Source organism: Streptomyces sp. ISL-11, assembly GCF_018614525.1.
GTDB lineage: Bacteria > Actinomycetota > Actinomycetes > Streptomycetales > Streptomycetaceae > Streptomyces.
The window spans coordinates 1-22,485 of the sequence record NZ_JAGGOL010000068.1 but is presented as its reverse complement, the minus strand read 5'-3'; the positions used below and the strand labels follow the sequence as shown (position 1 = coordinate 22,485).

Annotated in this window: 18 protein-coding genes; 12 read left to right on the top strand and 6 right to left on the bottom strand. The window is 71.6% G+C overall.

The features are described 5' to 3' along the window. The first annotated feature begins 28 nt into the window (after positions 1-28). On the top strand, positions 29-1,819 hold the full coding sequence (locus J7E86_RS15090; RefSeq protein ID WP_215082183.1) for an FAD-dependent oxidoreductase: 1,791 nt from the start codon (positions 29-31) through the stop codon (positions 1,817-1,819). A gap of 604 nt (positions 1,820-2,423) precedes the next feature. Here the strand turns inward: J7E86_RS15090 and J7E86_RS15085 are convergent. Further along, positions 2,424-2,711, bottom strand: coding sequence for a chorismate mutase (locus tag J7E86_RS15085; protein WP_215082182.1), 288 nt, complete (start codon positions 2,709-2,711; stop codon positions 2,424-2,426). A gap of 316 nt (positions 2,712-3,027) precedes the next feature. On the opposite strand from J7E86_RS15085, the gene guaA reads away from it, so the two are divergent. The 4 genes from guaA (at position 3,028) to J7E86_RS15065 (ending at position 7,745) form a co-directional block, all read left to right on the top strand. Next, positions 3,028-4,626: a glutamine-hydrolyzing GMP synthase gene (gene guaA, locus J7E86_RS15080; RefSeq protein WP_215082181.1), complete on the top strand. Its 1,599-nt coding sequence runs from the start codon at positions 3,028-3,030 to the stop codon at positions 4,624-4,626. A gap of 204 nt (positions 4,627-4,830) precedes the next feature. After that, positions 4,831-5,721, top strand: a complete 891-nt coding sequence (locus J7E86_RS15075; RefSeq protein ID WP_215082180.1) for an alpha/beta fold hydrolase — start codon at positions 4,831-4,833, stop codon at positions 5,719-5,721. Positions 5,722-5,856: 135 nt separating this feature from the next. After that, the gene (locus J7E86_RS15070) at positions 5,857-6,645 is read left to right on the top strand and encodes a class II aldolase/adducin family protein (RefSeq protein WP_215082179.1); all 789 of its coding nucleotides are present in this window, start codon (positions 5,857-5,859) and stop codon (positions 6,643-6,645) included. A gap of 566 nt (positions 6,646-7,211) precedes the next feature. Beyond that, complete coding sequence (locus tag J7E86_RS15065) at positions 7,212-7,745, top strand: DoxX family protein (protein WP_215082178.1); 534 nt, start codon at positions 7,212-7,214, stop codon at positions 7,743-7,745. A gap of 189 nt (positions 7,746-7,934) precedes the next feature. Here J7E86_RS15065 and J7E86_RS15060 read toward each other — a convergent pair whose 3' ends face one another. Then, positions 7,935-8,180, bottom strand: coding sequence for a hypothetical protein (locus J7E86_RS15060; protein WP_215082177.1), 246 nt, complete (start codon positions 8,178-8,180; stop codon positions 7,935-7,937). Next, entirely contained in the window at positions 8,167-9,465 is a 1,299-nt protein-coding gene (locus J7E86_RS15055; RefSeq protein WP_215082176.1) for a PspC domain-containing protein, read from the bottom strand. Before J7E86_RS15055 ends, J7E86_RS15060 begins: the two co-directional genes overlap by 14 nt. Positions 9,466-9,698: 233 nt before the next feature. On the opposite strand from J7E86_RS15055, the gene J7E86_RS15050 reads away from it, so the two are divergent. The 4 genes from J7E86_RS15050 to J7E86_RS15035 all read left to right on the top strand — a co-directional run bounded on the left by J7E86_RS15050 (position 9,699) and on the right by J7E86_RS15035 (position 14,537). Continuing rightward, positions 9,699-11,243 (top strand): serine/threonine-protein kinase, encoded by a 1,545-nt coding sequence (locus J7E86_RS15050; protein WP_215082212.1) that lies wholly within the window; start codon positions 9,699-9,701, stop codon positions 11,241-11,243. A 60-nt stretch (positions 11,244-11,303) separates the two neighbouring features. After that, positions 11,304-12,584, top strand: a complete 1,281-nt coding sequence (locus J7E86_RS15045; RefSeq protein ID WP_251019164.1) for an ATP-binding protein — start codon at positions 11,304-11,306, stop codon at positions 12,582-12,584. Next, positions 12,581-13,264 carry a response regulator transcription factor gene (locus tag J7E86_RS15040; RefSeq protein WP_215082174.1) on the top strand — a complete coding sequence of 228 codons (684 nt, stop codon included), beginning with the start codon at positions 12,581-12,583 and terminating at the stop codon, positions 13,262-13,264. Before J7E86_RS15045 ends, J7E86_RS15040 begins: the two co-directional genes overlap by 4 nt. 157 nt (positions 13,265-13,421) lie before the next feature. Then, positions 13,422-14,537: an esterase family protein gene (locus tag J7E86_RS15035; protein WP_215082173.1), complete on the top strand. Its 1,116-nt coding sequence runs from the start codon at positions 13,422-13,424 to the stop codon at positions 14,535-14,537. Between the two features lie 163 nt (positions 14,538-14,700). On the opposite strand, the gene J7E86_RS15030 is transcribed toward J7E86_RS15035, so the two are convergent. Beyond that, complete coding sequence (locus J7E86_RS15030; protein WP_215082211.1) at positions 14,701-15,771, bottom strand: C40 family peptidase; 1,071 nt, start codon at positions 15,769-15,771, stop codon at positions 14,701-14,703. Between the two features lie 327 nt (positions 15,772-16,098). Between J7E86_RS15030 and J7E86_RS15025 the strand changes: the two genes are divergently transcribed. Then, complete coding sequence (locus tag J7E86_RS15025) at positions 16,099-16,452, top strand: hypothetical protein (protein WP_215082172.1); 354 nt, start codon at positions 16,099-16,101, stop codon at positions 16,450-16,452. Between the two features lie 146 nt (positions 16,453-16,598). Beyond that, the gene (pcrA, locus tag J7E86_RS15020; protein ID WP_215082171.1) at positions 16,599-19,052 is read left to right on the top strand and encodes a DNA helicase PcrA; all 2,454 of its coding nucleotides are present in this window, start codon (positions 16,599-16,601) and stop codon (positions 19,050-19,052) included. A gap of 21 nt (positions 19,053-19,073) precedes the next feature. Here the strand turns inward: pcrA and J7E86_RS31885 are convergent, their stop codons facing one another. Further along, positions 19,074-20,576 (bottom strand): M23 family metallopeptidase, encoded by a 1,503-nt coding sequence (locus J7E86_RS31885; RefSeq protein ID WP_215082170.1) that lies wholly within the window; start codon positions 20,574-20,576, stop codon positions 19,074-19,076. Positions 20,577-20,809: 233 nt separating this feature from the next. Continuing rightward, complete coding sequence (locus tag J7E86_RS15010; protein ID WP_215082169.1) at positions 20,810-21,661, bottom strand: alpha/beta fold hydrolase; 852 nt, start codon at positions 21,659-21,661, stop codon at positions 20,810-20,812. Positions 21,662-21,987: 326 nt separating this feature from the next. On the opposite strand from J7E86_RS15010, the gene J7E86_RS15005 reads away from it, so the two are divergent. Then, complete coding sequence (locus J7E86_RS15005) at positions 21,988-22,401, top strand: cobalamin B12-binding domain-containing protein (RefSeq protein WP_215082168.1); 414 nt, start codon at positions 21,988-21,990, stop codon at positions 22,399-22,401. Positions 22,402-22,485: the final 84 nt, after the last annotated feature.

Sequence of the window (22,485 nt, the reverse complement as noted above, 5' to 3'; positions counted from 1 at the left end):
TGTGCGTGCCGTTCCACCGGAGGTGATCGTGTCAGCGTTCGACTACGACGTCATCGTCGTCGGCTCGGGCTTCGGCGGAGCGGTGTCCGCCCTGCGCCTGACCGAGAAGGGATACCGCGTCGGCGTGCTGGAGGCCGGCCGGCGCTTCACCCGCGAGACCCTGCCCAGGAACTCCTGGGACCTGCGCAACTACCTGTGGGCGCCCGCCCTCGGCCTCTACGGCATCCAGCGCATCCACCTGCTGGGCCATGTGATGGTCCTCGCGGGCGCCGGCGTCGGCGGGGGTTCGCTCAACTACGCCAACACCCTGTACGTACCGCCGAAGCCCTTCTTCGACGACCCGCAGTGGGCCCACATCACCGACTGGCAGGAGGAACTGCGGCCCTACTACGACCAGGCGCGGCGGATGCTGGGCGTGCGGCTCAACCCGACCACCACACCGTCGGACGTCCACCTGAGGGCGGCGGCCGAGAGGATGGGCGTGGGCGACACCTTCCACATGGCGCCGGTGGGCGTGTTCTTCGGGGACGGAGAGGACGGCGACGGCACGGAACGGGTGACGCCGGGCGCCGAGGCCGCCGATCCCTACTTCGGGGGCGCGGGGCCGGTCCGCACGGCGTGCACCGAGTGCGGCGAATGCATGACCGGCTGCCGCCACGGCGCGAAGAACACCCTCGACGAGAACTACCTGCACCTCGCCGAGCAGGCCGGAGCCGTCATCCACCCGATGACCACGGTCGTCGCCGTCACCGAGCACCGGGACGGCGGTCACCGCGTCGTCACCCTGCCCACCGACAAGCGGCACAAGGCGGCGCCGAAGGTGCTGCGCGCCGAGCACGTGATCATCGCCGCGGGCACGTACGGCACGCAGACCCTGCTGCACACCATGAAGGACAAGGGCCTGCTGCCCCGCATCCCGGGCCGGCTCGGCCACCTGACCCGTACGAACTCCGAGGCACTGGTCGGCGCCCAGACCGACGACCACCGCTACCGCAGGGCCCACGGCGCGGACCGGGTCGACTTCACCCGCGGCGTCGCGATCACCTCGTCCATCCACCCGAACGCCGACACCCACATCGAACCCGTCCGTTACGGCAAGGGCTCCAACGCGATGGGCCTGCTGTCCATCCTCCAGGTGCCGGTGGGCACGCGAGCGCCCCGCGCGCTGGCCTTCGCGGCCCGCTGCGCGCGCCACCCGGTGCAGTTGGCGCGGTCGCTGTCCAACCGCCGTTGGTCCGAGCGGACCATCATCGGTCTGGTCATGCAGTCGCTGGACAACTCCCTGACGACGTACCGGAAGCGCGAGGGCTTCGGCAAGGGCCTCCTCACCGCCCGGCAGGGGCACGGCGCGCCGAACCCGAAGCAGATCCCGGAGGCGGCCGAGGCCGCCACGCTCATCGCCCAGGAGATCAACGGCTTCGCGGGCAGCAACGTCGGCGAGCTGATGGGCACCCCGCTCACGGCGCACTTCCTCGGCGGCTGCCCGATCGGCTCCGACCCCTCGCAGGGGGTCATCGACCCCTACCACCGGCTGTACGGGCACCCGGGGATCTCGGTCGTCGACGGCGCCGCCGTCTCGGCGAACCTCGGCGTCAATCCGTCCCTGACCATCACGGCACAGGCGGAACGGGCGATGTCCTTCTGGCCCAACAAGGGCGAGCCCGACCCGCGCCCGGCACAGGGCGCCGCGTACGCCCGCGTGGCCACGGTCGAGCCCCGCTACCCGGCGGTACCGAAGGATGCCTTCGCGGCACTGCGCCTGCCGCTCCTGGCGGTGCCGCCGGTGCCGAAGCGGGCTGCGGAGGGAGAGCAGCGGTAAGGGGCACTCTCCAAGGAAAGCGGGTCTTACCGGTGGGCCTTACGGATCATGGCTCACGCGGGCCCGCGCACGGCACGGCGAAGGGCCCCGGGCCGCCTCCGCGGGGGCGTGCGGGCGGCCACGGGGCCCTTGACTGCCGGCACCGAGGTCAGGGCAGGGTCGGTGCCGAGGGGCGGCGCCGGGGGGAGCGCCGCGGGTCGGGAAGTGGTCCGGTGGTCGGACCAATGGCGGAGCGGGATGAGGGGCTCGATGTCCCCTTTGCATCGTGCTGGATGCGCCTCGCTCGGCGCAACCGTTTCGACCGGATACGGTCGGTTCCAGGCGTCCCCGGAACCGACCGTCCCTTGGGTGGCGGCCGGGCTGCTGTCCCCTGCTGACCGGTCGCCGTGCCACCGGAATGAGGTCCCACGACATACGTACGCGTACGTCTCACACTCCGGTGGATCCGCCCTGTCGTTGCCGGGCGCCCAGGTGAACAGGGACGGAAGCCACGCGTGGATCTCGGTGGGCCGCTCCTGGCTGGCGCGGACACCGGGTCCAACGAAGGCGGCCGCGGGGCGGTCACGCGCCGTACGGGTGACGCGCCGGACGCGGGCTGCCGAACTCAGATCCGGCCCCGGCACAGCTCCAGCAGCGTCATCGCGAGAGCCGTGCCGGGCTTGCCCAGCTGCTCGCTGTAGTGGGTGAGGACCTCCATCTCGCGGGAGAGGTTCACCCGCCGCCCACCGGAGGCGATCCGCTCGCGCTGGATCACCGCCGAGACGGCCATCCGCTCCTGCACCAGCCCGATGATCCGGCCGTCGAGATCGTCGATCCGCCCCCGCGCGTCGGTGATCACGCCCGCCGCCTCGTCCGTACGGGCGTCGGTGTCGGTGAGAGTCCTGGTGCTCATGTGTGTTTCTCCAAAAGGGGTGAGTGCCCCTGGAGCGGCGAAGCCCGGGAAAACGACAGGCGCCCCGGGCCTTGTCGGCCCGGGGCGCCTGGAAAGTCGCTTGTCAGTTGCTCAAGCAGCACGACCATGGCAGCCGGACGGGCCCGGTGCCATAGGTAAAGACGAAGGTCAGGTGCTTGCGCATGGCGCACAGTATGGCCCCTGGGAGGCCGCGGGGCCAACGCGCATTCGGATGGTGAGACAAAACCAACCGCCCGCACCCCGGTAGAATCGACAAATACAGACCCCTCTCCTCCACCGCCGGAAGGCCGCTCCCGTGTCAGCAGCCCCCCCCGCCGCAGCCCACGACAACACCGCGGACCCGGTGCTCGTTGTCGACTTCGGTGCGCAGTACGCCCAGCTCATCGCCCGCCGCGTCCGCGAGGCCCGGGTCTACAGCGAGATCGTGCCCAGCACGATGCCCGTGGACGAGATGCTCGCGAAGAAGCCCAAGGCGATCATCCTCTCCGGCGGTCCGTCGTCGGTCTACGCGGACGACGCCCCGAGCATCGACCGCTCCCTGTTCGAGGCCGGCGTCCCCGTCTTCGGCATGTGCTACGGCTTCCAGCTGATGGCCACGAGCCTCGGCGGCACCGTCGACGACAACGGCGCGCGCGAGTACGGCCGTACGCCGCTGACCGTCTCCAGGGCGAGCTCCACCCTCTTCGAGGGCACCCCGGCCCAGCAGTCGGTGTGGATGTCGCACGGCGACGCCTGCTCGGCCGCCCCGGAGGGCTTCACGGTCACCGCGTCCACGGACGTCGTGCCCGTCGCCGCCTTCGAGAACGACGAGAAGAAGCTCTACGGCGTCCAGTACCACCCCGAGGTGCTGCACTCCACGCACGGCCAGCAGGTCCTGGAGCACTTCCTCTACCGCGGTGCCGGGATAGACCCCACCTGGACCACCGGCAACGTCATCGAGGAGCAGGTCGCCGCGATCCGCGCGCAGGTCGGCACCAAGCGCGCCATCTGCGGGCTGTCCGGCGGCGTCGACTCCGCCGTGGCCGCCGCCCTCGTGCAGAAGGCCATCGGCGACCAGCTCACCTGCGTCTACGTCGACCACGGCCTGATGCGCCAGGGCGAGACCGAGCAGGTCGAGAAGGACTTCGTCGCCGCGACCGGCGTGCAGCTGAAGGTCGTGGACGCGCAGGAGCGCTTCCTGAACGCCCTCGCCGGCGTCTCCGACCCGGAGACCAAGCGCAAGATCATCGGCCGCGAGTTCATCCGCGTCTTCGAGCAGGCGCAGGCCGAGATCGTCGCCGAGGCCGGCGCCGAGGGCGAGGACGTCGCCTTCCTCGTCCAGGGCACGCTCTACCCCGACGTGGTCGAGTCCGGTGGCGGCACCGGCACCGCCAACATCAAGTCCCACCACAACGTGGGCGGCCTCCCCGAGGACCTGGAGTTCGAGCTCGTCGAGCCGCTGCGCCAGCTGTTCAAGGACGAGGTCCGCATGGTCGGCTCGGAGCTGGGCCTGCCGGACGAGATCGTCCAGCGGCAGCCGTTCCCGGGCCCGGGTCTCGGCATCCGCATCGTCGGTGAGGTCACCAAGGAGCGCCTGGACCTGCTCCGCGAGGCCGACGCCATCGCCCGCGAGGAGCTGACGGCCGCCGGTCTCGACAGCGAGATCTGGCAGTGCCCGGTCGTTCTGCTGGCGGACGTCCGCAGCGTCGGCGTGCAGGGCGACGGCCGCACGTACGGTCACCCGATCGTGCTGCGCCCGGTCTCGTCCGAGGACGCCATGACGGCGGACTGGACGCGCATGCCGTACGACGTGCTGGCGAAGATCTCGACCCGCATCACCAACGAGGTCAAGGACGTCAACCGCGTGGTGCTCGACGTGACGAGCAAGCCGCCGGGGACGATCGAGTGGGAGTGATCCTCCGCTGACGCCGTGGCCGCGCCGCCCTTCTCGTCTCGTACGAGGAGGGCGGCGCGGTCGTTCCGGGACCTTTCGCCGCGGTGGCTCGCCGACACCGAAGCCTCTTGCCGCTGGAAGGGCGGCATGGCAGCATGAGGAACGCGAGACGAAACGTTTCGTGTCGTTAACTTGGTGTCATTGACTTCTGGAAGGCGGACCGCCGTGCAGCGAACCATCGACCTCGTCCCCGGAGTGCGGCTGTGGGCCGAGGAGCGCGGGCCGGCCGATGCCCCGCCGCTCCTGCTGATCATGGGCGCCTCGGCCTCGGGCCTGGCCTGGCCCGAGGAGTTCGTCGACGCCCTGGCCGAACGGCACCACGTGATCCGCTACGACCACCGCGACACCGGCCGCTCGACCTGGGCGTTCGACGAGCGTCCGTACCGCATCACCGACCTGGCGGACGACGCCCTGGCCGTGCTGGACGCCCACGGTGTCGGGCGCGCGCACGTCGTCGGCATGTCGCTGGGCGGCATGCTCGCCCAGCTGCTGATGGCCGACCACCCCGACCGCGTTCTGAGCGCGACCCTCATCGGGACCCGCGCGCTCAGCGAGGCGCCGCTGGTCCACGCGGACGGCACGCGGACGCCGGTCGCCGACCTGCCCGGGCCGAGCCCGCGCATGCTGGACGTGCTCACCGAGCGGCCGGCCGGAGATCCCGGGCCGGAGGCCGCGCTGGAGCGGGCGGTGGAGCTCTGGCGGATGCTCAGCGGCGACGAACTGCCCTTCCACGCCGAGGAGATCCGCGAGCGCGAGCGCCGCGTCCTCGCGCACGCGGGCCGCCAGGACTCCTCCACCGCCCATGCGCGCGCGGACTCCTCCGGCATGCTGCGCACGGCCGCACTCGCGCGCAACGCCGTGCCCACGCTCGTGGTCGACGCCACGGCCGATCCCCTCTTCCCGTCGCTGAACGCCCACCACCTCGCGCAGGTCATCACGGCCGCGACCCTGGTGGAAATGCCGGGCATGGGCCACGCGCTGCCTCGCGAGTGCCTGCGGCCGCTCGCCGACGCGATCCTCGCGCACACGGGGGAGGGGCGGGCCGCGGAGGCCTGACCCAGTGGTGTCGCGGCTCTGTTCCCCGCCGGTACCCGGCGGTAGCTTCCGTTCGTAGTGAATGACGCGTGCGGGGAACGAAGAAGCACCTCCGAACGAAGAAGCAGCTCCGAACGAAGCAGAGGAGAGCCCCTGATGCCGCAGCCGCCCAGGCCCGTCCCCACGGACCAGCTGGAGTTCGCCCTGCCGCCCCGGCACGAGAACGCCGAGGACGAGCGGCGCCACCGCAAGGAGCGGTTGGCCGCCGCGCTGCGGCTGTTCGGCCGGTTCGGCTTCGAGGAGGGGGTCGCGGGCCACATCACCGCGCGGGACCCGGAATTCACCGACTGCTTCTGGGTGAACCCCTTCGGGATGTCCTTCAAGCACATCAGGGTCAGCGATCTGATACTCGTCGACCACGAGGGGCGGGTCGTGGAGGGCCGTCACCACGTCAACCAGGCGGCGTTCGCGATCCACTCGCAGGTGCACCGGGCCCGGCCGGACGTCGTGGCCGCCGCGCACAGCCATTCCACGTACGGGCGCGCCCTGTCGGCCCTGGGTGAACTGCTGGAGCCGATCACCCAGGACGTCTGCGCCTTCTATCAGGATCACGCGCTGTTCGACGACTACACGGGCGTCGTCGTGGACGAGGAGGAAGGGCGGCGGATCGCCACCGCCCTCGGCCCGCACAAGGCCGTGATCCTGCGCAATCACGGGCTGCTGACGGTCGGGGACTCGGTGGACGCGGCGGCGTGGTGGTTCATCACGATGGAGCGCTCTTGCCAGGTGCAGCTGGTGGCGAAGGCCGCCGGGAAACCGGTGCCGATCGACGCCGCCAGCGCGGCGCACACCCGGGACCAACTGGGCAACGACCTGGCCGCGTGGATCAACTACCAGCCGCTCTACCAGCAGATATCGCGCAGCGAGCCGGATCTGCTGACCTGAGACCGGCGGGCGCTCCCGGCGGACTCACCCCTTCCGGTCGGCGGGGGTGAGTCGTCCTCACGGGCCTGCTTTGCGGTGAAAGCGCCGCATACGATGGATGGATGCCGAGGCGGGAATCGCCTCGGCATCGCCATGTCCCCGGGCGGGGCCACGCGGCGCCGGCCGCTGCCCCTTGCCCGGAGGAACCGGCTGTCCCTAGCCCGGAAGAACCGTAGGAGAACCATGCGCCGCCTCACCCGCTGCCTCGGGCTGTCCGCCGCCTGGCCCTGACGGGCCTGGCCGTCACCGGATGCGGGGGCGGCGCCGAGACCGAGGAGCGGCTCGCCGAGTGGCTGGAGGGCAGCGCGCTGGGGGTCCGCGCCGGCTGAGTCCGCCGGGCCGGGCGAGCCGGCGATCGGGGAGGAGCCGTCCGCCCGCCGGTCCGGGCCGTCGAGTTGTCCACAGGGGGCGGTCCGATGATGTGACCGGACGGTGGGTGTCGGTCCGTGGTTGTCCACAGGCTGAGCGCGCTTCGTCGCGTGTCCGTATGGTCGGATGACGGCAGAGACGGAGAGGCGGCGGTCGGTATGACACTCCTGGGACGTGGAGAAGCGGTGAGCGGCGGTGGCACGGACCGCCGGTCAGCCCTCTCCTTGTACGCGTTGCTTCCCCTGCGCATCTTCCTCGGCGTCACCTTCCTCTACGCGGGGCTCGACAAGCTCACCGACTCCGCGTTCCTGGCGAGCAGCGGGCCGGGCTCCCTCGGCGAGCTGTTGCACTCGGTGCGGGACGCCTCCGCGATACCGGGTCTGGTCGACCTGGCCCTGAAGAGCCCGGTCGGCTTCGGCTACGCGATAGGCATCGGGGAGGTGGCCGTCGGCATAGGCACGCTGCTGGGCCTGTGCGCCCGTGTGGCGGCGGCCGGCGGAGCGCTCATCTCGCTGAGCCTGTGGATGACGGTCAGCTGGGCGTCCACGCCCTACTACTACGGAAACGACCTGGCCTATCTGATGGCCTGGCTGCCGCTGGTCATCGCGGGGGCACCGGTGTTCTCCCTGGACGCCGCGTGGCGGACCCGCAGGCGGCGGGGCGGGCGCCGACGCGCCGGGCTGCGGATCTGAACACGCGGTGGGACAGCCGGTCGGACGCCCGGTCGGACAGCCCGTCGGACACCCCGTCGGGCAGCCCGTCCGCCGGTGCGTCCGGCGGTCGGGCGTACCTGTCCGCCGGCCGGTCGGAAGCGCGAGTCGCCTGACGCCCGGCGGGTCTCGTACGGCCGGAGACGCTCACCACGCGCCCCCCGGGGTTGGTCAGTCCGCCTGGTCGGTGGGCCGGTCCGCGACCGCCGGCCCCGCGCCGCGCGTGCGGTGACGGCGGACCACGAACGCGAGGGAGGACACCAGCCCCGCCAGGCAGAAACCGGCCGCCAGGACGGGCAGCAGCGTGTAGGAGGGGAAGTGCCAGGAACCGTGGGCCGCGGCGAGATAGGCGGCGCAGCCGCCCAGCAGCACCAGCCCGACGACGAGCTTGCCCGGTTCGAAGTCATGCCGCCGCACGTCGCACCTCCACCTGGCCGAGACCGACCTTGAGCTGGAGCTCCAAGGTGCCCCGGGAGGGCTTCCCGGCGCGCGGCTCCAGCGTTGTGCGCTTCTTCTGCCCGGGCTTGACGTCCACGTCGTCGCGCCCCTCGCCGGGCAGCCGGATGTCACCGACACCGACGTCGATGGTCAGCTCGGCCCTGACGTCCTCGGGGATGACGACCTTGAGCCGGCCGGCACCGACCTCGGCGCGCGTACGGACCGGCGCGTCCTTCGGCAGGGCCAGACCGGTCAGGTCGAGGAGGCCCACGCCGCTGCCCACGCGGTAGTCACCGCGCAGCGCGGCCGTGTTCGCCGGATGCCACGTCGAGCGCGACCAGTCCGTGCTCACCGACTTGGGCAGCGCGGCGGCCCCGGACAGCAGCGCGGCCGTCAGCACGGCGGCGACGACCGTCCCGCCGCCCGTCCGCCCGTAGAGGGAGCTGACCGCCATCCCTGTGCCGAAGACGCCCAGCGCGCACGCCAGACCGATCTCCAGGCAGGTGCCCAGAGGCTGGTGGTGCCAGGCCAGGCCGGTGCCGAGCGAGAACGCGACCAGGGCCAGCAGGAACGTCCAGCCGCCCAGCGGCGGGCCCGGCTTGGCCGGGCGGACGGGGATCCGCGGCGTGCTCTCCCGGCGGTCCTCCGGACCGTCGTCCGGGCCCCACAGATAGCCGGTCTCCACACCCATCGGGCCCGTCGTGCCGTCCTTGACGATCGGGTCGCGCCACCAGGACGGCGTCACCGGCACGGGAGGCGCCTTGGTCTCCGGCGGCGCGGGGCCGGTCTTCTGCGCCGTGGGGGCGGCTTCCTCGCCCTCCGTCCGGTGGCGGTGCGCCGACCAGTACGTCGCGCCCGCTATCGCCAGGGTCAGCATCAGGGCGAAGGACATGACCGCGCTGTTGTTGAGCATCGACAGGAACAGCCCGCAGCCCACCAGCGCGCACAGCACCGCCGTCAGCGCCGGGCCCTCGACCCGGCCCGACAGCAGCCTGCGGCCCTCGTTATCCTCCTCGCCCTCCAAGGGGATGAGCAGCCACGCGAAGCCGTAGACGATCAGGCCCAGCCCGCCGGTGACCGCGAGCACGCCGAGCACAACCCGGAAGATGACGGGGTCGAGGTCGAAGCAGCGGCCGAGGCCGCCGCACACCCCGGCGACCATCTTGTGCTCACGGCTGCGCCGCAGCGGGCGCCGGGCATCCGGTGAGGTGCCGTGAACCGCGCCCGCCGGTTGTGCGTCCTCGCTGGTGGGTGTGTCGGTCATAGGGACATGGTGTCAACCGGAACGCGCTTACGGCACACCTGACAACCCTGGCCGTTCCCTGAGATCACCCCTGAGACGGCGCCGTATATGGTGGCGCCCGATCATCAACGGGAACCGGAGGGTACACGGTGGCAGAGTCAGTGTCCGGGTTCGCGGCGGCGGGGCCGGGACCGGACCACGGTCGGCTGGTCGCCGGGCGCTATCGGCTCCTCGAACGGATAGGCCGCGGCGGCATGGGCACCGTGTGGCGCTCGGAGGACGAGTTGCTGGGCCGTCAGGTGGCCCTCAAGCAGTTGCACGTCTCCGCCTACCTGGAGGAAGACGAGCTCGCCACCCTCTACGAGCGCACCCGCCGCGAGGCCCGCAGCGCCGCCCGCATCAACCACCCCAACGTCGTCGTCGTCCACGACGTGGTCGACGACCACGGCCTGCCCTGCATCGTCATGGAGTACGTGCCCTCCACGACGCTCGGCGACATCCTCAAGCACGGCCCCGTCAGCCCCGAGGAGGCCGCCAGGATCGGCCGCGGCATGATCGCGGCCCTGCGCGCCGCCCACGCCGCCGGGGTGCTGCACCGCGACGTCAAGCCCGGCAACGTCCTGCTCGGCGACGACGGGCGGGTCGTCCTCACCGACTTCGGCATCGCCCAGGCGTCCGGCACCTCGACGCTCACCAAGACGGGCGAGATGGTCGGTTCGATCGACTACATCGCGCCCGAGCGGGTCAAGGGCGGCAAGCCCGGTCCCGCCTCCGACCTGTGGGCCCTCGGCGCGACGCTGTACCAGGCCGTGGAGGGCCGGCCGCCGTTCCGCAAGGACACCGCGGTCGAGACGGCGTACTCGATCGCCATGGACCCCCTGGAGCCGCCGCGCCGGGCCGGGGCGCTGGCCAGGCTGATCGAGACGCTGCTCGCCAAGGAACCCGACCTGCGGCCGCCCGCCGAGCTCGCCGAGCAGATCCTGCGGGAGCCCGCCGCCGAGTCGGAGACGGCGTACATGAGCGTGCCGGAGCCGCGTACCGCACCGGCACCGGCTGCCGAATCCATACCGAGGGAATCCACCACCAGGGAGAAACCCGAGGCCACGCCCCGGGCCGAAACCACCGAGAGCCGCCGCAGCCGCGCACCCCTGTGGATCGCCGTGGCCGTCGTCCTCCTCGCGGGCCTCGCGGGCGGCGCGTACCTCTTCCTCGGCGACAGCGACAGCGACGACGACTCCGGTGACGACGACGCTGCCGCGACCGAGCCCGCCAAGGACACCGGGCCGTCCCCAGCGGAATCGGACGAGCAGACGCCCTCGCCCTCCGTCATCAAGCCGCCGCCCAAGGGCTACCACCTCGTGAGAGAGGAGAAGCGCGGCGTGTCGGTCTCCTTCCCCGTACCGGATGGCTGGAAGCGCACGAAGGCAACCGACAGCGATGAGATCGTCTACGCCGACCCGAGCGGACTGGTCGGCCTGCGGGTCTCCGTCCTGGAGCTCGCGAGCAGCGATCCGCTCCAGCACTGGAAGAACGACGAGGAGAAGTCCCTCAAGGAGGGCAAGCTGCCCGGCTACAAGCAGCTGCGCATGGAGGACACGGAGTACCGCGGGGAGCCGGCCGCGATCTGGGAGTTCACGTGGCAGGGCCGGGCGCGCGAGTTCCGGGCCGCCGACCTCGGATTCGGCCGGCCGGGCGAGAAGGAGTACGCGATCTACGTCTCGGCGCCGAAGGCCGACTGGGACAAGTACAGCCCCGTCTTCGGAGTGGTCCGCGACGGCTTCCGGCCCGACGCGCACTAGGGGTCCCGTCAGGGGCCAACCCTGATGCCACCGCACCCGCGCGCATGTGACGATCAGTGCATGACCGTCCCGTCCCTTACGCAGCACGCCGACGGCCCCCCGCTGCGCAAGCTCTACCGCAGCGCCGAGGGCCGGATGCTGGGCGGCGTCGCGCGCGGCCTCGCCGGCCACCTGGGCGTGCCGGTCTCCTGGGTCCGCATCGTCTTCCTGGCGCTGCTGCTGGCCCAGGGCATGGGCGCGGTGCTGTACGCGGTGTTCTGGTTCGTGGTGCCGCTCGGCGTCGGCGGGGTCGACGCGCCGCGGCCGCCTGCCGCCGAGACCCATCCCGACGGCAGGCGGCGGCTGTTCGCCCGCAAGCCCGACCGCGGTCAGGTCTTCGCCCTCGTCGCGCTCGTCATCGGCGCCGCCATCTTCGTCGACAACCTCCACCTCGGCCGCGCCAACGCCTACATCTGGCCGCTGCTGCTCGTCGGCGCCGGCGTCGCCCTCGTCTGGCGCCAGGCGGACAACGCCCGCCGTGCGCACTGGATGGAGGTCAGCCGCCGCAAGCGCGTCCTGCCGCTCGCCCGCGGCGCGGCGGGCGTCGCCCTGGCCGGCCTCGGCGTCACCGGCATCGTCGTCCTCCAGGGGTCGGCGGAGCACCTCGGCACGGTCCTCCAGGCGTCGCTGGCCGTCCTCGTCGGCATAGCGCTGCTGGCGGGCCCCTCGCTGGTGCGGATGACCCAGGACCTCTCCGCCGAGCGCACCATGCGCATCCGGGCCCAGGAGCGGGCCGAGGTCGCCGCCCACGTCCACGACTCCGTCCTGCACACGCTCACCCTGATCCAGCGCAACGCCGAGGACCCCCGCGAGGTCGCCCGCCTCGCCCGCGCCCAGGAACGCGAACTGCGCGCCTGGCTCTACCGCCCCGAGGGCCGCGGCAAGGACGAGGCCGAGGAACCCACCACGCTCGCCGAGGCGGTCAAGGCCACCGCGGCCGAGGTCGAGGACCACCACGGCGTGCCCATCGAGGTCGTGGTCGTCGGCGACTGCCCCCTGGACGAGAAACTGACCGCACAGATGCAGGCCGCCCGTGAAGCCATGGTCAACGCCGCCAAGTACGGTGGCGAGGGCGGCGCCGTCCAGGTCTTCGCCGAGGTCGAGGGGCGCACGGTCTTTCTCTCCGTACGCGACCGGGGCCCGGGCTTCGACCTGGACGCGGTGCCGGACGACCGGATGGGCGTCCGCGAATCCATCATCGGCAGGATGCAGCGCAACGGCGGCACGGCGAGACTGCGCTCCGTGCCCGGTGGGGGAACCGAAGTGGAGCTGGAAATGGAGAGGGCGGAGAGGGCGTCATGACGACCGAAGAGACGACGGAGCGCCACGCACGCGTCGTGCTGGTGGACGACCACCGGATGTTCCGCACCGGTGTGCAGGCGGAGATCGGCGCCACCGACCGTACGGGCGTCGAGGTCGTCGGCGAGGCCGCCGACGTGGACCAGGCGGTCACCGTCATCACGGCCACCCGCCCCGAGGTCGTCCTGCTGGACGTCCACCTGCCCGGCGGCGGCGGGGTGGAGGTGCTGCGCCGCTGCGCGCCCCTGATGGCCGACCCTGAGCGCCCGGTGCGCTTCCTCGCCCTGTCGGTCTCCGACGCCGCCGAGGACGTCATCGGCGTCATCCGCGGCGGCGCCCGCGGCTATGTCACCAAGACCATCACGGGCACGGACCTCGTCGACGCCGTCTTCCGGGTCAAGGACGGCGACGCCGTCTTCTCCCCGCGCCTGGCCGGCTTCGTCCTCGACGCCTTCGCCTCCACCGACGCCCCGCCCGTCGACGAGGACCTCGACCGCCTCACCCAGCGCGAGCGCGAGGTGCTGCGCCTGATCGCCCGCGGCTACGCCTACAAGGAGATCGCCAAGCAGCTGTTCATCTCGGTGAAGACGGTGGAGTCCCATGTCTCCGCGGTCCTGCGCAAGCTCCAGCTCTCCAACCGCCATGAACTGACCCGCTGGGCGACGGCCCGACGGCTGGTCTGACGCCCGGACCGATCAGTGGTCCGACCACTGATCCGACCACTGGTCCGTCGACCGGCTGGAACCTCCGCGGCCCCCAGCCCATCTAAACGGACGAGAGGCTCTCACTCACGCAGGGCCCAGGCCCGCCACCGGGCCCGAGACCCGAAACGAGAGCCCGATGAGCCTGACGGGGACGCCCTTCTTCCTCACCACGATCGCGCTGGTCGTGGTGGCCCTCGCGCTGCCGCTGGCGCTGTGGGGCAGGATCGGCGGCCCCGGGCTCGTACGCCATGCGACGCGGCTGTTCATGCTGCTCTTCGCCCAGGCCACCGCGATCACGATGGTCTTCGTGATCGTCAACAACTCCAACGGGCTCTTCGACAACTGGGACGACCTGCTGGGCACCGGTGACCACGTCAAGGTGGCCGCCGACCTCGGGCCGGACGGCACCGGCGGCAAGAACGCCGACACGGAGCCGAAGACCCTCCAGAAGTTCAAGCCGGCGTCCGACAAACGCATGGGCCCCGGGGTCAAGGAGACCCAGCTCAAGGGCCGCATATCCGGTGTCGAGGGTGAGGTCTACGTCTGGCTGCCGCCGCAGTACGACGACCCGGCGTACAAGGACAAGAAGTTCCCGGTGGTGGAGGTGCTCCCCGGCTTCCCCGGCTCGGCCAAGGCGTGGTTCGGCACGCTGGAGGTCAACACCCAGCTCAAGCCGCTCATGGAGAAGGGCGAGGTCGCGCCCTTCATCGTGGTGGCGCCCCGCACCACGCTCCTGGGCGACGTCGACACCGGCTGCGCCAACATCACCGGCAAGGCCAACGCCGACTCGTGGCTGAGCGTCGACGTCCGCAAGATGGTCGTCGACAACTTCCGGGCCGAGAGCGAGCCCGACGGCTGGGCCGTCGCCGGCTACTCGGCGGGCGCCCACTGCGCCACCAAGCTCGCCATCGCCCACCCCGACCGCTACCGCGCCGGCGTCAGCCTCTCCGGCTACAACGACCCCATCGGCGAGCCCTCGTCCCTGACGGCCAAGACGCCCGAGCTGCGCGACGAGCACAACCCCTGGAAGCTGCTCCAGCGCGCCAAGACGCCGCCGCGCGTGGCGCTGTTCCTCTCCGGCGCCGAGGGCGACGGCTACCAGGGCGGCCTCGCCATCAAGCAGTCGGCCAAGCCCCCGACGACCGTCCAGGTGACCATGATCCCGGCGGGCGCGGGTGGCCACGGCACGGCCGTGTGGAAGCGCCAGGTCCCGGACGTCTTCCGCTGGCTGACCAAGCAGGTCAAGCGCTAGCCGTGTCCGGCGGGTCTTTGGCTGCGGGCCGTCTTTGCCGCCTGCGGCGGCGGGCGCCGGACGGGCTTGATGTGGCTGGGCTCAGCCGAATCAAGCCCGTCCGGCGCTTGAGGACACCGCCGCGCAGCGGTGGTGCGCATGACACCGCCAGCGCCCGCGCCGTTCATGCCGGCCTCGCCGCACCGGCGAACGGCATCTCGTCGACCGGCGCGAGCCGCACCGGTGCCCCCGGGTGCGGGGCGTGGATCATCTGCCCGCCACCGACGTAGAGGCCGACATGGCTGACGCCGGAGTAGAAGAACACCAGGTCTCCCGGGGCCAGCTGCCCCCGGGACACCCGCCGGCCCGCGTTGATCTGGGTGTACGTCGTGCGCGGCAGGGAGACGCCCGCCGCCTGCCAGGCCGCCTGGGTCAGCCCCGAGCAGTCGAACCCCGAGGGGCCGGTGGCCCCCCAGACGTACGGCTTGCCGAGCGCCGAATAGGCGAAGGCCACGGCCTGCGCGGCCCGGCCCGTGGGTGCCTGGACGGCGTCGCGCGAGGCCGGGCGGTCGGCCCGGAGCGCGGTGGCCCGCCCGGCGCCCGTCGCGGGGTCCGCCGCGTCACCGCGCTCGACCGCCGCGCGTTCCCGCGAGGGCAGCCGTTCCAGCAGCGCCCTGGCCTCCGTCAGCTTCGCCGCAGCCGTCCGCTTGTTCCGGGCGAGGGTGTCCTGCTCGCTCCTGAGCTCGGCGAGCCGCCCGGCAGCGGTCGTCCGCACCTGCCGCACCTCCCGCAGCTCGCGCTGGAACCGCGCGACGACGACGGCCTTCCGGTCGCCGGCACGGTCGGTCAGGGAGGCCCGTTCCAGGAACTGGCCGGGGGAGGAGGACAGCAGCAGGCGGACGCTCTCGGGGACGGCCCCGGCGCGGTACTGCGCGCTGGCGAGGGAGCCGAGGGCATCGCGGGCCGCGTTGAGCCGCTCGGTCCTGCGGGCCGCTTCGTCCTGGAGCCCGTCGAGCGCGGCCTCGGCGCGGTCGGCCTTCTCCTTGGCACCGTTGTAACGCTCGGTGGCCACCTCGGCCTCCTGATAGGACCGGTCGACGCGGGCCCTCAGCTGCGCCGGGTCCGGCAGGGGCGCGGCGTGCCCGGTGCCCTCCAGAGCGGTCGTGCCGGCCACGCCCGCCAGGGCGAGCGTGGCCGCTGTCCGCACGGTGCTGCTGGCGAGCGGGTGCTGCTTGGGCTTTCGATGCGATGCCACGTCGGCCGTCACTTCCTTCCACACCTGCGGGTCGTACCGGACACGCAGGGTCACGCAGGGTCACTGTCCCGTGGGCGGGGTGGTGGGCGGCGGCCCGCCGGCGAAGGGGGAGAGCGCGGGCCGCCGTCTGGAGAGGGACGGTAAACCGGGCGGTCACGCCCGAGAACACACATGACCGGTAATGCCCTGAATCGGCTGCACCGCGACAGAGAGTGACAGGGCTGCCCGGGCAGGGATGGATTCATAAACCCGCTGCGTGACCGATGTGGCGATTGAGCCCCACCTCGCCTCCGGCAGCTGCTATGGCCCCGGCTAGGGTCGGTCCTCATGGACGTACTGATTCACGCCGTCGTCGGCCTCCACATCGTCGGCATCGCCGCCCTGCTCGGCGGCTTCATGACCCAGATGAAGGCCATGGGCAAGGGCGAGGCGCGCATGGTCCCGGCGATGCTGCACGGCGCGCTCACCATGCTGGTCACCGGCGTGGCGCTGGTCGGCCTCAACCAGGCCGACGGCAACACCGTCAACACGCTCAAGATCGGCGTGAAGCTGGCGCTCCTGATCGTCATCCTCGGGCTCGTCTACGTGAAGCGGGACGACGAGAAGGTCGAGGCGGCCGCCTTCGGCACGGTCGGCGCGCTGACCGCGGCGAACATCTTCGTCGCCGTGCTGTGGACGTGACCGGCACATAGCCCCCACCCGCTTCGTACGGGAGCGACGCTTCGTACGGGAGTGGCGCTCCGTACGGGAGTGACGCCCGCCTCATTCGAAGGCTGTTCGGGGAAGCGGGACCGGCTGTCAGTGCGGCGGCCTAGACTCGGGAGGCGATGAGCAGCCTCTTTGACGACAGCTTCCTGGCGGATCTCGGCCCTGCGGACGAGGAGCACCCGCCGCCCCCGGAGCACGCGGCACCGGAGCCGGTGCCGGACGACCTCTTCGGGGGCGCCTTCGACGCGCCCGTGCCCCGTGAGGCGTACTACCGCGACGGGGCGGTCCGGCCTGCCATCGACCCCGCCGCCCTGCTGGAGGGGATGAACGACCAGCAGCGCGCCGCCGTGGTGCACACCGGTTCGCCGCTGCTGATCGTCGCCGGCGCGGGCTCGGGCAAGACGCGCGTGCTGACCCACCGCATCGCCCACCTGCTGGGCGCGCGCCATGTCCACCCCGGCCAGATCCTCGCGATCACGTTCACGAACAAGGCCGCGGGCGAGATGAAGGAGCGCGTCGAGGAGCTCGTCGGCCCGCGCGCCCACGCCATGTGGGTGATGACCTTCCACAGCGCGTGCGTGCGGATCCTGCGCCGCGAGAGCAAGAAGCTGGGCTTCACCTCGTCCTTCTCGATCTACGACGCCGCCGACTCCAAGCGGCTCATGGCGCTGGTCTGCCGGGACCTGGACCTCGACCCGAAGAAGTTCCCGCCGAAGTCCTTCAGCGCCAAGATCTCCAACCTGAAGAACGAGCTGATCGACGAGGAGGACTTCTCGTCGCAGGCGGCCGACGGATTCGAGAAGACGCTCGCCCAGGCCTATGTGATGTACCAGTCGCGGCTGCGCGAGGCCAACGCCCTCGACTTCGACGACATCATCATGACCACGGTCCACCTGCTCCAGGCGTTCCCGGACGTCGCCGAGCACTACCGCCGGCGCTTCCGGCACGTGCTGGTCGACGAGTATCAGGACACCAACCACGCGCAGTACACCCTGGTGCGCGAGCTCGTCGGCACGGCGGAGAACATCCCGGACCTCGGCCCGGCCGAGCTGTGCGTCGTGGGCGACGCCGACCAGTCGATCTACGCCTTCCGCGGTGCGACGATCCGCAACATCCTCCAGTTCGAGGAGGACTACCCGCAGGCCACGACGATCCTGCTGGAGCAGAACTACCGCTCCACGCAGACGATCCTCTCCGCCGCCAACGCGGTCATCGAGCGCAACCAGAACCGCCGCGCGAAGAACCTCTGGACCCAGGCCGGCGAGGGCGCGTCCATCACCGGCTATGTCGCCGACACCGAGCACGACGAGGCGCAGTTCGTCGCCGACGAGATCGACCGGCTCACCGACGCCGGTGACGCCAAGGCCGGCGACGTCGCCATCTTCTACCGCACCAACGCCCAGTCGCGTGTCTTCGAAGAGATCTTCATCCGCGTCGGCCTGCCCTACAAGGTCGTCGGCGGCGTGCGCTTCTACGAGCGCAAGGAGGTCCGTGACGTCCTGGCCTACCTGCGGGTCCTCGCCAACCCCGAGGACACCGTGCCGCTGCGGCGCATCCTCAACGTCCCCAAGCGCGGCATCGGCGACCGCGCCGAAGCCATGATCGACGCGCTGTCGCTGCGCGAGAAGGTCAGCTTCCCCCAGGCCCTGCGGCGCGTGGACGAGGCGTACGGCATGGCGGCCCGCTCGGCCAACGCCGTCAAGCGCTTCAACGTCCTGATGGAGGAGCTGCGCACCGTCGTCGAGTCCGGCGCCGGGCCCGCCACCGTGCTCGAGGCGGTCCTGGAGCGGACCGGCTATCTCGCCGAGCTCCAGGCGTCCACCGACCCGCAGGACGAGACCCGCATCGAGAACCTCCAGGAGCTGGCCGCCGTGGCCCTGGAGTTCGAGCAGGAGCGGGAAGGGGAGGACCAGGGCACGCTCGCGGAGTTCCTCGAGAAGGTCGCCCTGGTCGCCGACTCCGACCAGATCCCGGACGAGGACACCGAGGGCAGTGGCGTCATCACGCTGATGACCCTGCACACCGCCAAGGGCCTGGAGTTCCCCGTCGTCTTCCTCACCGGCATGGAGGACGGCGTCTTCCCGCACATGCGCGCCCTCGGCCAGACCAAGGAGCTGGAGGAGGAGCGGCGGCTGGCCTATGTGGGCATCACCCGTGCCCGCGAGCGGCTGTATCTGACCCGGTCGAGCATGCGCAGCGCCTGGGGCCAGCCCGCCTACAACCCGCCGTCGCGCTTCCTGGAGGAGATCCCCGAGAAGTACGTGCAGTGGCGCCGCACCGGCCCCGCGACGCCGTCCGCGTCGATGGGCGCGGTGTCGTCGTCCTTCCCGTCCTCGCGCTCGGGCGGCCTGGGCGGGGGCAAGTCGGGGCCCAGCGGCTTCGCGACGCGGCGGGCCAAGGACCGGCCCGTGGTGGCGCTCACCATCGGTGACCGCGTCACCCACGACTCGTTCGGGCTGGGTACGGTCGTCGGCGTCAAGGGCAGCGGTGACAACGCCGAGGCCACGGTCGACTTCGGTGAGGAGAAGCCGAAGCGGCTCCTCCTGCGGTACGCGCCGGTGGAGAAGCTCTAACCGCTCAGCGGCGGGCGCCGCTCACGTCGGGTCGAGGTCGTGGCCGCGCAGCCACGGCAGCGGGTCGACGGCCGAGCCGCCGGGCCGTACCTCGAAGTGCAGGTGCGGTCCGGTGGAGTTGCCCGAGTTGCCGGAGTAGGCGATGACGTCACCGGCCTTGACCTGGCCGGAGCGCAGCTTGGTGCTGCTGAGGTGGCAGTACCAGGTCTCCGTGCCGTCGGGCGACGTCACTATGGCCATGTTGCCGTAGGCGACGTTGTACTGCGTGCGGACCGTGCCGTCGGTCGCGGCCATGACCGGGGTGCCGTACTGCACGGGGAAGTCGATGCCGGTGTGCACCGACATCCAGTTGACGCCCGCCTGCCCGTAATAGGCGCTGAGGCCGTGCTGGTTGACGGGAAGCGAGTACTTCGGTCGCTCGGCCTCCTTGCGGGCCGCTTCCTCCGCCTTCTTCTTCTTCTCCTCCTCCTGCCGCGCCTTGAGGTCGATGCGCTCCTGGGTGCGGTTGGCGCGGCTGGCGAAGTCGTCGGCGCCGTGGCTGAGGCTCGCGAGCTGGGTGTCCAGCTTGCTGTTGGCCTGCGCCGGCACGGCCGAGGTGTCCGGGGCGGCGGCGGCCTGCGGCGCCTTGGTGTCGCTGTCGCCACCGGCCGACACGGACGCGGCGGCGATCCCGGCGACGCCCATGACGGCGACCGAGGGAACGGCGACGGTCAACAGCGCCTTGCGGCGCGGGCGGTAGCCGGTACGGGCGGTGGCGCCCTTGCGGCGGCTACGGGCCGGGCCCGGGGTGTCCTGGCCGGCCGGCGTGAGCGGCGCGTCGTCCAGGGCGGCGGACTCCGGCTCCTCGATCACCGACATGGTGCGGGTCTCGGCGTCCGCGACGGCCCGGGCGCCGGGCACGGCCGGAGCCGGGGCGGAGTTCAGGTCGACGCCGGAGAGGTCGACCATCAGTGTCGGGGTGTGCTGCGCCTCGGGTCGGCTCTCCTCCATGGCCGCGTACGCGCTGGTGTCCCAGGTCTGCGTCTGCTGGGTGCTGACGTCCCACTGACCCGAGGTGTCCCAGGACGGGTACTGGCTGCCGCCGGTGTCCCAGCTCTGGGCGTGGGCGCCGGTGTCCCACTGGCCCGAGTGGCCCGAGGTGTCGTACGGGCCGGTCGCGCCGGAGGTGTCCCAGCCGCCGGTGTCCCACTGGCCCGAAGGCTGGGACGCGGCGGTGGTGTCCCACTGCCCGGTGCTGTACGCGCTGGTGTCCCAGGTCTGGGTCTGGCCGGTCTGGGCCTGGCCGGTGGTATCCCACTGACCGGTGTCCCACTGGCCGCTGGTGTCCCATTGCCCGGTGGTGTCCCACTGGCCTGTGGAGGTGTCCCACTGATTGCCGGCAGACCACTCGCCGGTCGCGTGACCGTCGTGCCCGGTGTAGCCGTACGGCGCGCTCTGCTGCTCGTACGACGTGTAGTGCCCGTAGGAGACGTCCTGAGCGGGACCGGTCGGGCCGGAGCCCGCCGACGGGTGACGGTCGTTCACCACCACTTCTCTTTCGCCTCGGGAGCAGGAGAATTAGCGGCGACTGTACCCGGCGGTTCGGGATGGCGACAATCTTCGTCACGTTTCAAGCGGGGGCGGCCCGGGCATTTAGCCGCCTTTCGGTGGACTGAACCCCGGGAAACCGATTTGACGTTCGAAGTTTGTTCGGTTTTTGTCGAGCGGCCGACGGGCGGCGGGCCGCCTTCGGCGGTGCGGTTGCTGTGGAGAAACGGTCAGGCGACGGAGGCCGTTCCCGAGGCGTCGGCCGCCGGTTCCTCCGTGGTCAGGGCCTGGCGGATGCCCGTCGCCACCGCCCAGTGGACGGGCAGCGCGAGATGGCCCACGCCCGTCACCCGCACATTGCGGGCGATCAGGTCCGGATGGTCGATACGCGCGGTCTCCACGGGCACCATCAATTGGTCCAGATCGCTCCAGAAGCCGATGAAATGCGTCCCGCAATTCGGGGCGGGCGCGGCCAGTTCCCGGATGACTTCCGAACCCGGCCGCATCTGCCGGACCAGCGGATGTGCCGACATCAGGGGGGCGACACGGGTGCCGCCGTGCGGGGTGCCGAGCGTGACCAGCGTGCGGACGCGGGCGTCGCCGCCGAGGCGCTGGACGTAGTAGCGGGCGATCAGTCCGCCGAGGCTGTGTCCCACCACGTCGACGCGCCGGCTGCCGGTGCGTGCGCAGAAGTCCTCCACGTGCCGGCCGAGCAGTTCGGCGGCGGTGCGGACGTCGCAGGTGAGCGGGGAGTAGTTGAGGGACTCGACCTGCCGCCAGCCGTTCCGGCGCAGCGAGCGGCGCAGCAGGACGAAGACGGAGCGGTTGTCGATGAAGCCGTGGAGCAGGAGAACAGGGGGGTGTTCGCCCACTTTTGTTGCCTTTGTCGTGAGCCCGGGCGTGTCGGTTGGGCCGGATGGGGGGACGGGCGGGGACGGCGGGCGGCGCTCCTGGGTCAGGCCGGTCGGATAGAGGAGCACATGACCGGTGAGGATCGCCAGCTCCAGCACCGTGGACCGCGCGAGGGCGGCCGAGGGGCGCAGCAGGGTGGAGAGGATCGTGAGAAAGCGCAGGGCCACCATGGCCGACCTCCCGAACGGCACACAGAAGGCGGCTCTGTCCCCCGTGCGCACTCGCGGACAGCCGGGCCGCTGTGCGCCGCGGCTTGCCCTCGCACCGCCCGCCGACCCGCCCGTCCCGGCAACGTGAGTGGCCGTACGGGCCGTGAGACGCGGCAGTGCGGGGCGGTGCGTAGCGAACGTGTTGTCCCACGTGTGATTTCCCCCTCGCTCTCCACCGCGAAACGGCCGGTTGCGGGATGCTGGGGATAACGTTCGTTCACATCCCTGGGCCCTGGGGCACGGGGAACCTCGCGGCCGGTTACCGGCAGTCGTACATGGAGGCAGTGATGGGAGTGACCGGTCCGATCCGCGTAGTGGTGGCCAAGCCGGGGCTCGACGGCCACGACCGCGGGGCGAAGGTCATCGCACGTGCGCTGCGCGACGCCGGTATGGAGGTCATCTACACCGGCCTCCACCAGACCCCGGAGCAGATCGTCGACACCGCGATCCAGGAGGACGCCGACGCGATCGGCCTGTCCATCCTCTCCGGCGCGCACAACACGCTCTTCGCCAAGGTGATCGAACTCCTTCGGGAGCGCGACGCGGAGGACATCAAGGTCTTCGGCGGCGGCATCATCCCCGAGGCGGACATCGCTCCGCTCAAGGAGCTGGGCGTCGCGGCGATCTTCACACCGGGCGCGACGACGACGTCCATCGTCGACTGGGTCCACACGAACGTCCGCCAGCCGACGGAGGCGTAACCGGGCGTGGCGGGCGCGCCGCGCGCTGCGCGCAGCAGGCCGGCCCCGGCCGAAGGCCGGGCGCCGGCGCCCGGCGCCATGCCT

Excerpts from the sequence above, each read along its gene's own strand:
- J7E86_RS15040 (WP_215082174.1), top strand. The coding sequence starts at position 12,581 with ATGACGACCGAAGAGACGACGGAGCGCCACGCACGCGTCGTGCTGGTG.
- J7E86_RS15045 (WP_251019164.1), top strand. The coding sequence starts at position 11,304 with ATGACCGTCCCGTCCCTTACGCAGCACGCCGACGGCCCCCCGCTGCGC.
- J7E86_RS15070 (WP_215082179.1), top strand. The coding sequence starts at position 5,857 with ATGCCGCAGCCGCCCAGGCCCGTCCCCACGGACCAGCTGGAGTTCGCC.
- J7E86_RS15065 (WP_215082178.1), top strand. The coding sequence starts at position 7,212 with ATGACACTCCTGGGACGTGGAGAAGCGGTGAGCGGCGGTGGCACGGAC.
- J7E86_RS15085 (WP_215082182.1), bottom strand. The coding sequence starts at position 2,711 with ATGAGCACCAGGACTCTCACCGACACCGACGCCCGTACGGACGAGGCG.
- J7E86_RS15025 (WP_215082172.1), top strand. The coding sequence starts at position 16,099 with ATGGACGTACTGATTCACGCCGTCGTCGGCCTCCACATCGTCGGCATC.
- J7E86_RS15010 (WP_215082169.1), bottom strand. The coding sequence starts at position 21,661 with ATGGTGGCCCTGCGCTTTCTCACGATCCTCTCCACCCTGCTGCGCCCC.
- J7E86_RS15005 (WP_215082168.1), top strand. The coding sequence starts at position 21,988 with ATGGGAGTGACCGGTCCGATCCGCGTAGTGGTGGCCAAGCCGGGGCTC.
- J7E86_RS15035 (WP_215082173.1), top strand. The coding sequence starts at position 13,422 with ATGAGCCTGACGGGGACGCCCTTCTTCCTCACCACGATCGCGCTGGTC.
- pcrA (WP_215082171.1), top strand. The coding sequence starts at position 16,599 with ATGAGCAGCCTCTTTGACGACAGCTTCCTGGCGGATCTCGGCCCTGCG.
- J7E86_RS15050 (WP_215082212.1), top strand. The coding sequence starts at position 9,699 with ATGGGCACCGTGTGGCGCTCGGAGGACGAGTTGCTGGGCCGTCAGGTG.
- J7E86_RS15055 (WP_215082176.1), bottom strand. The coding sequence starts at position 9,465 with ATGACCGACACACCCACCAGCGAGGACGCACAACCGGCGGGCGCGGTT.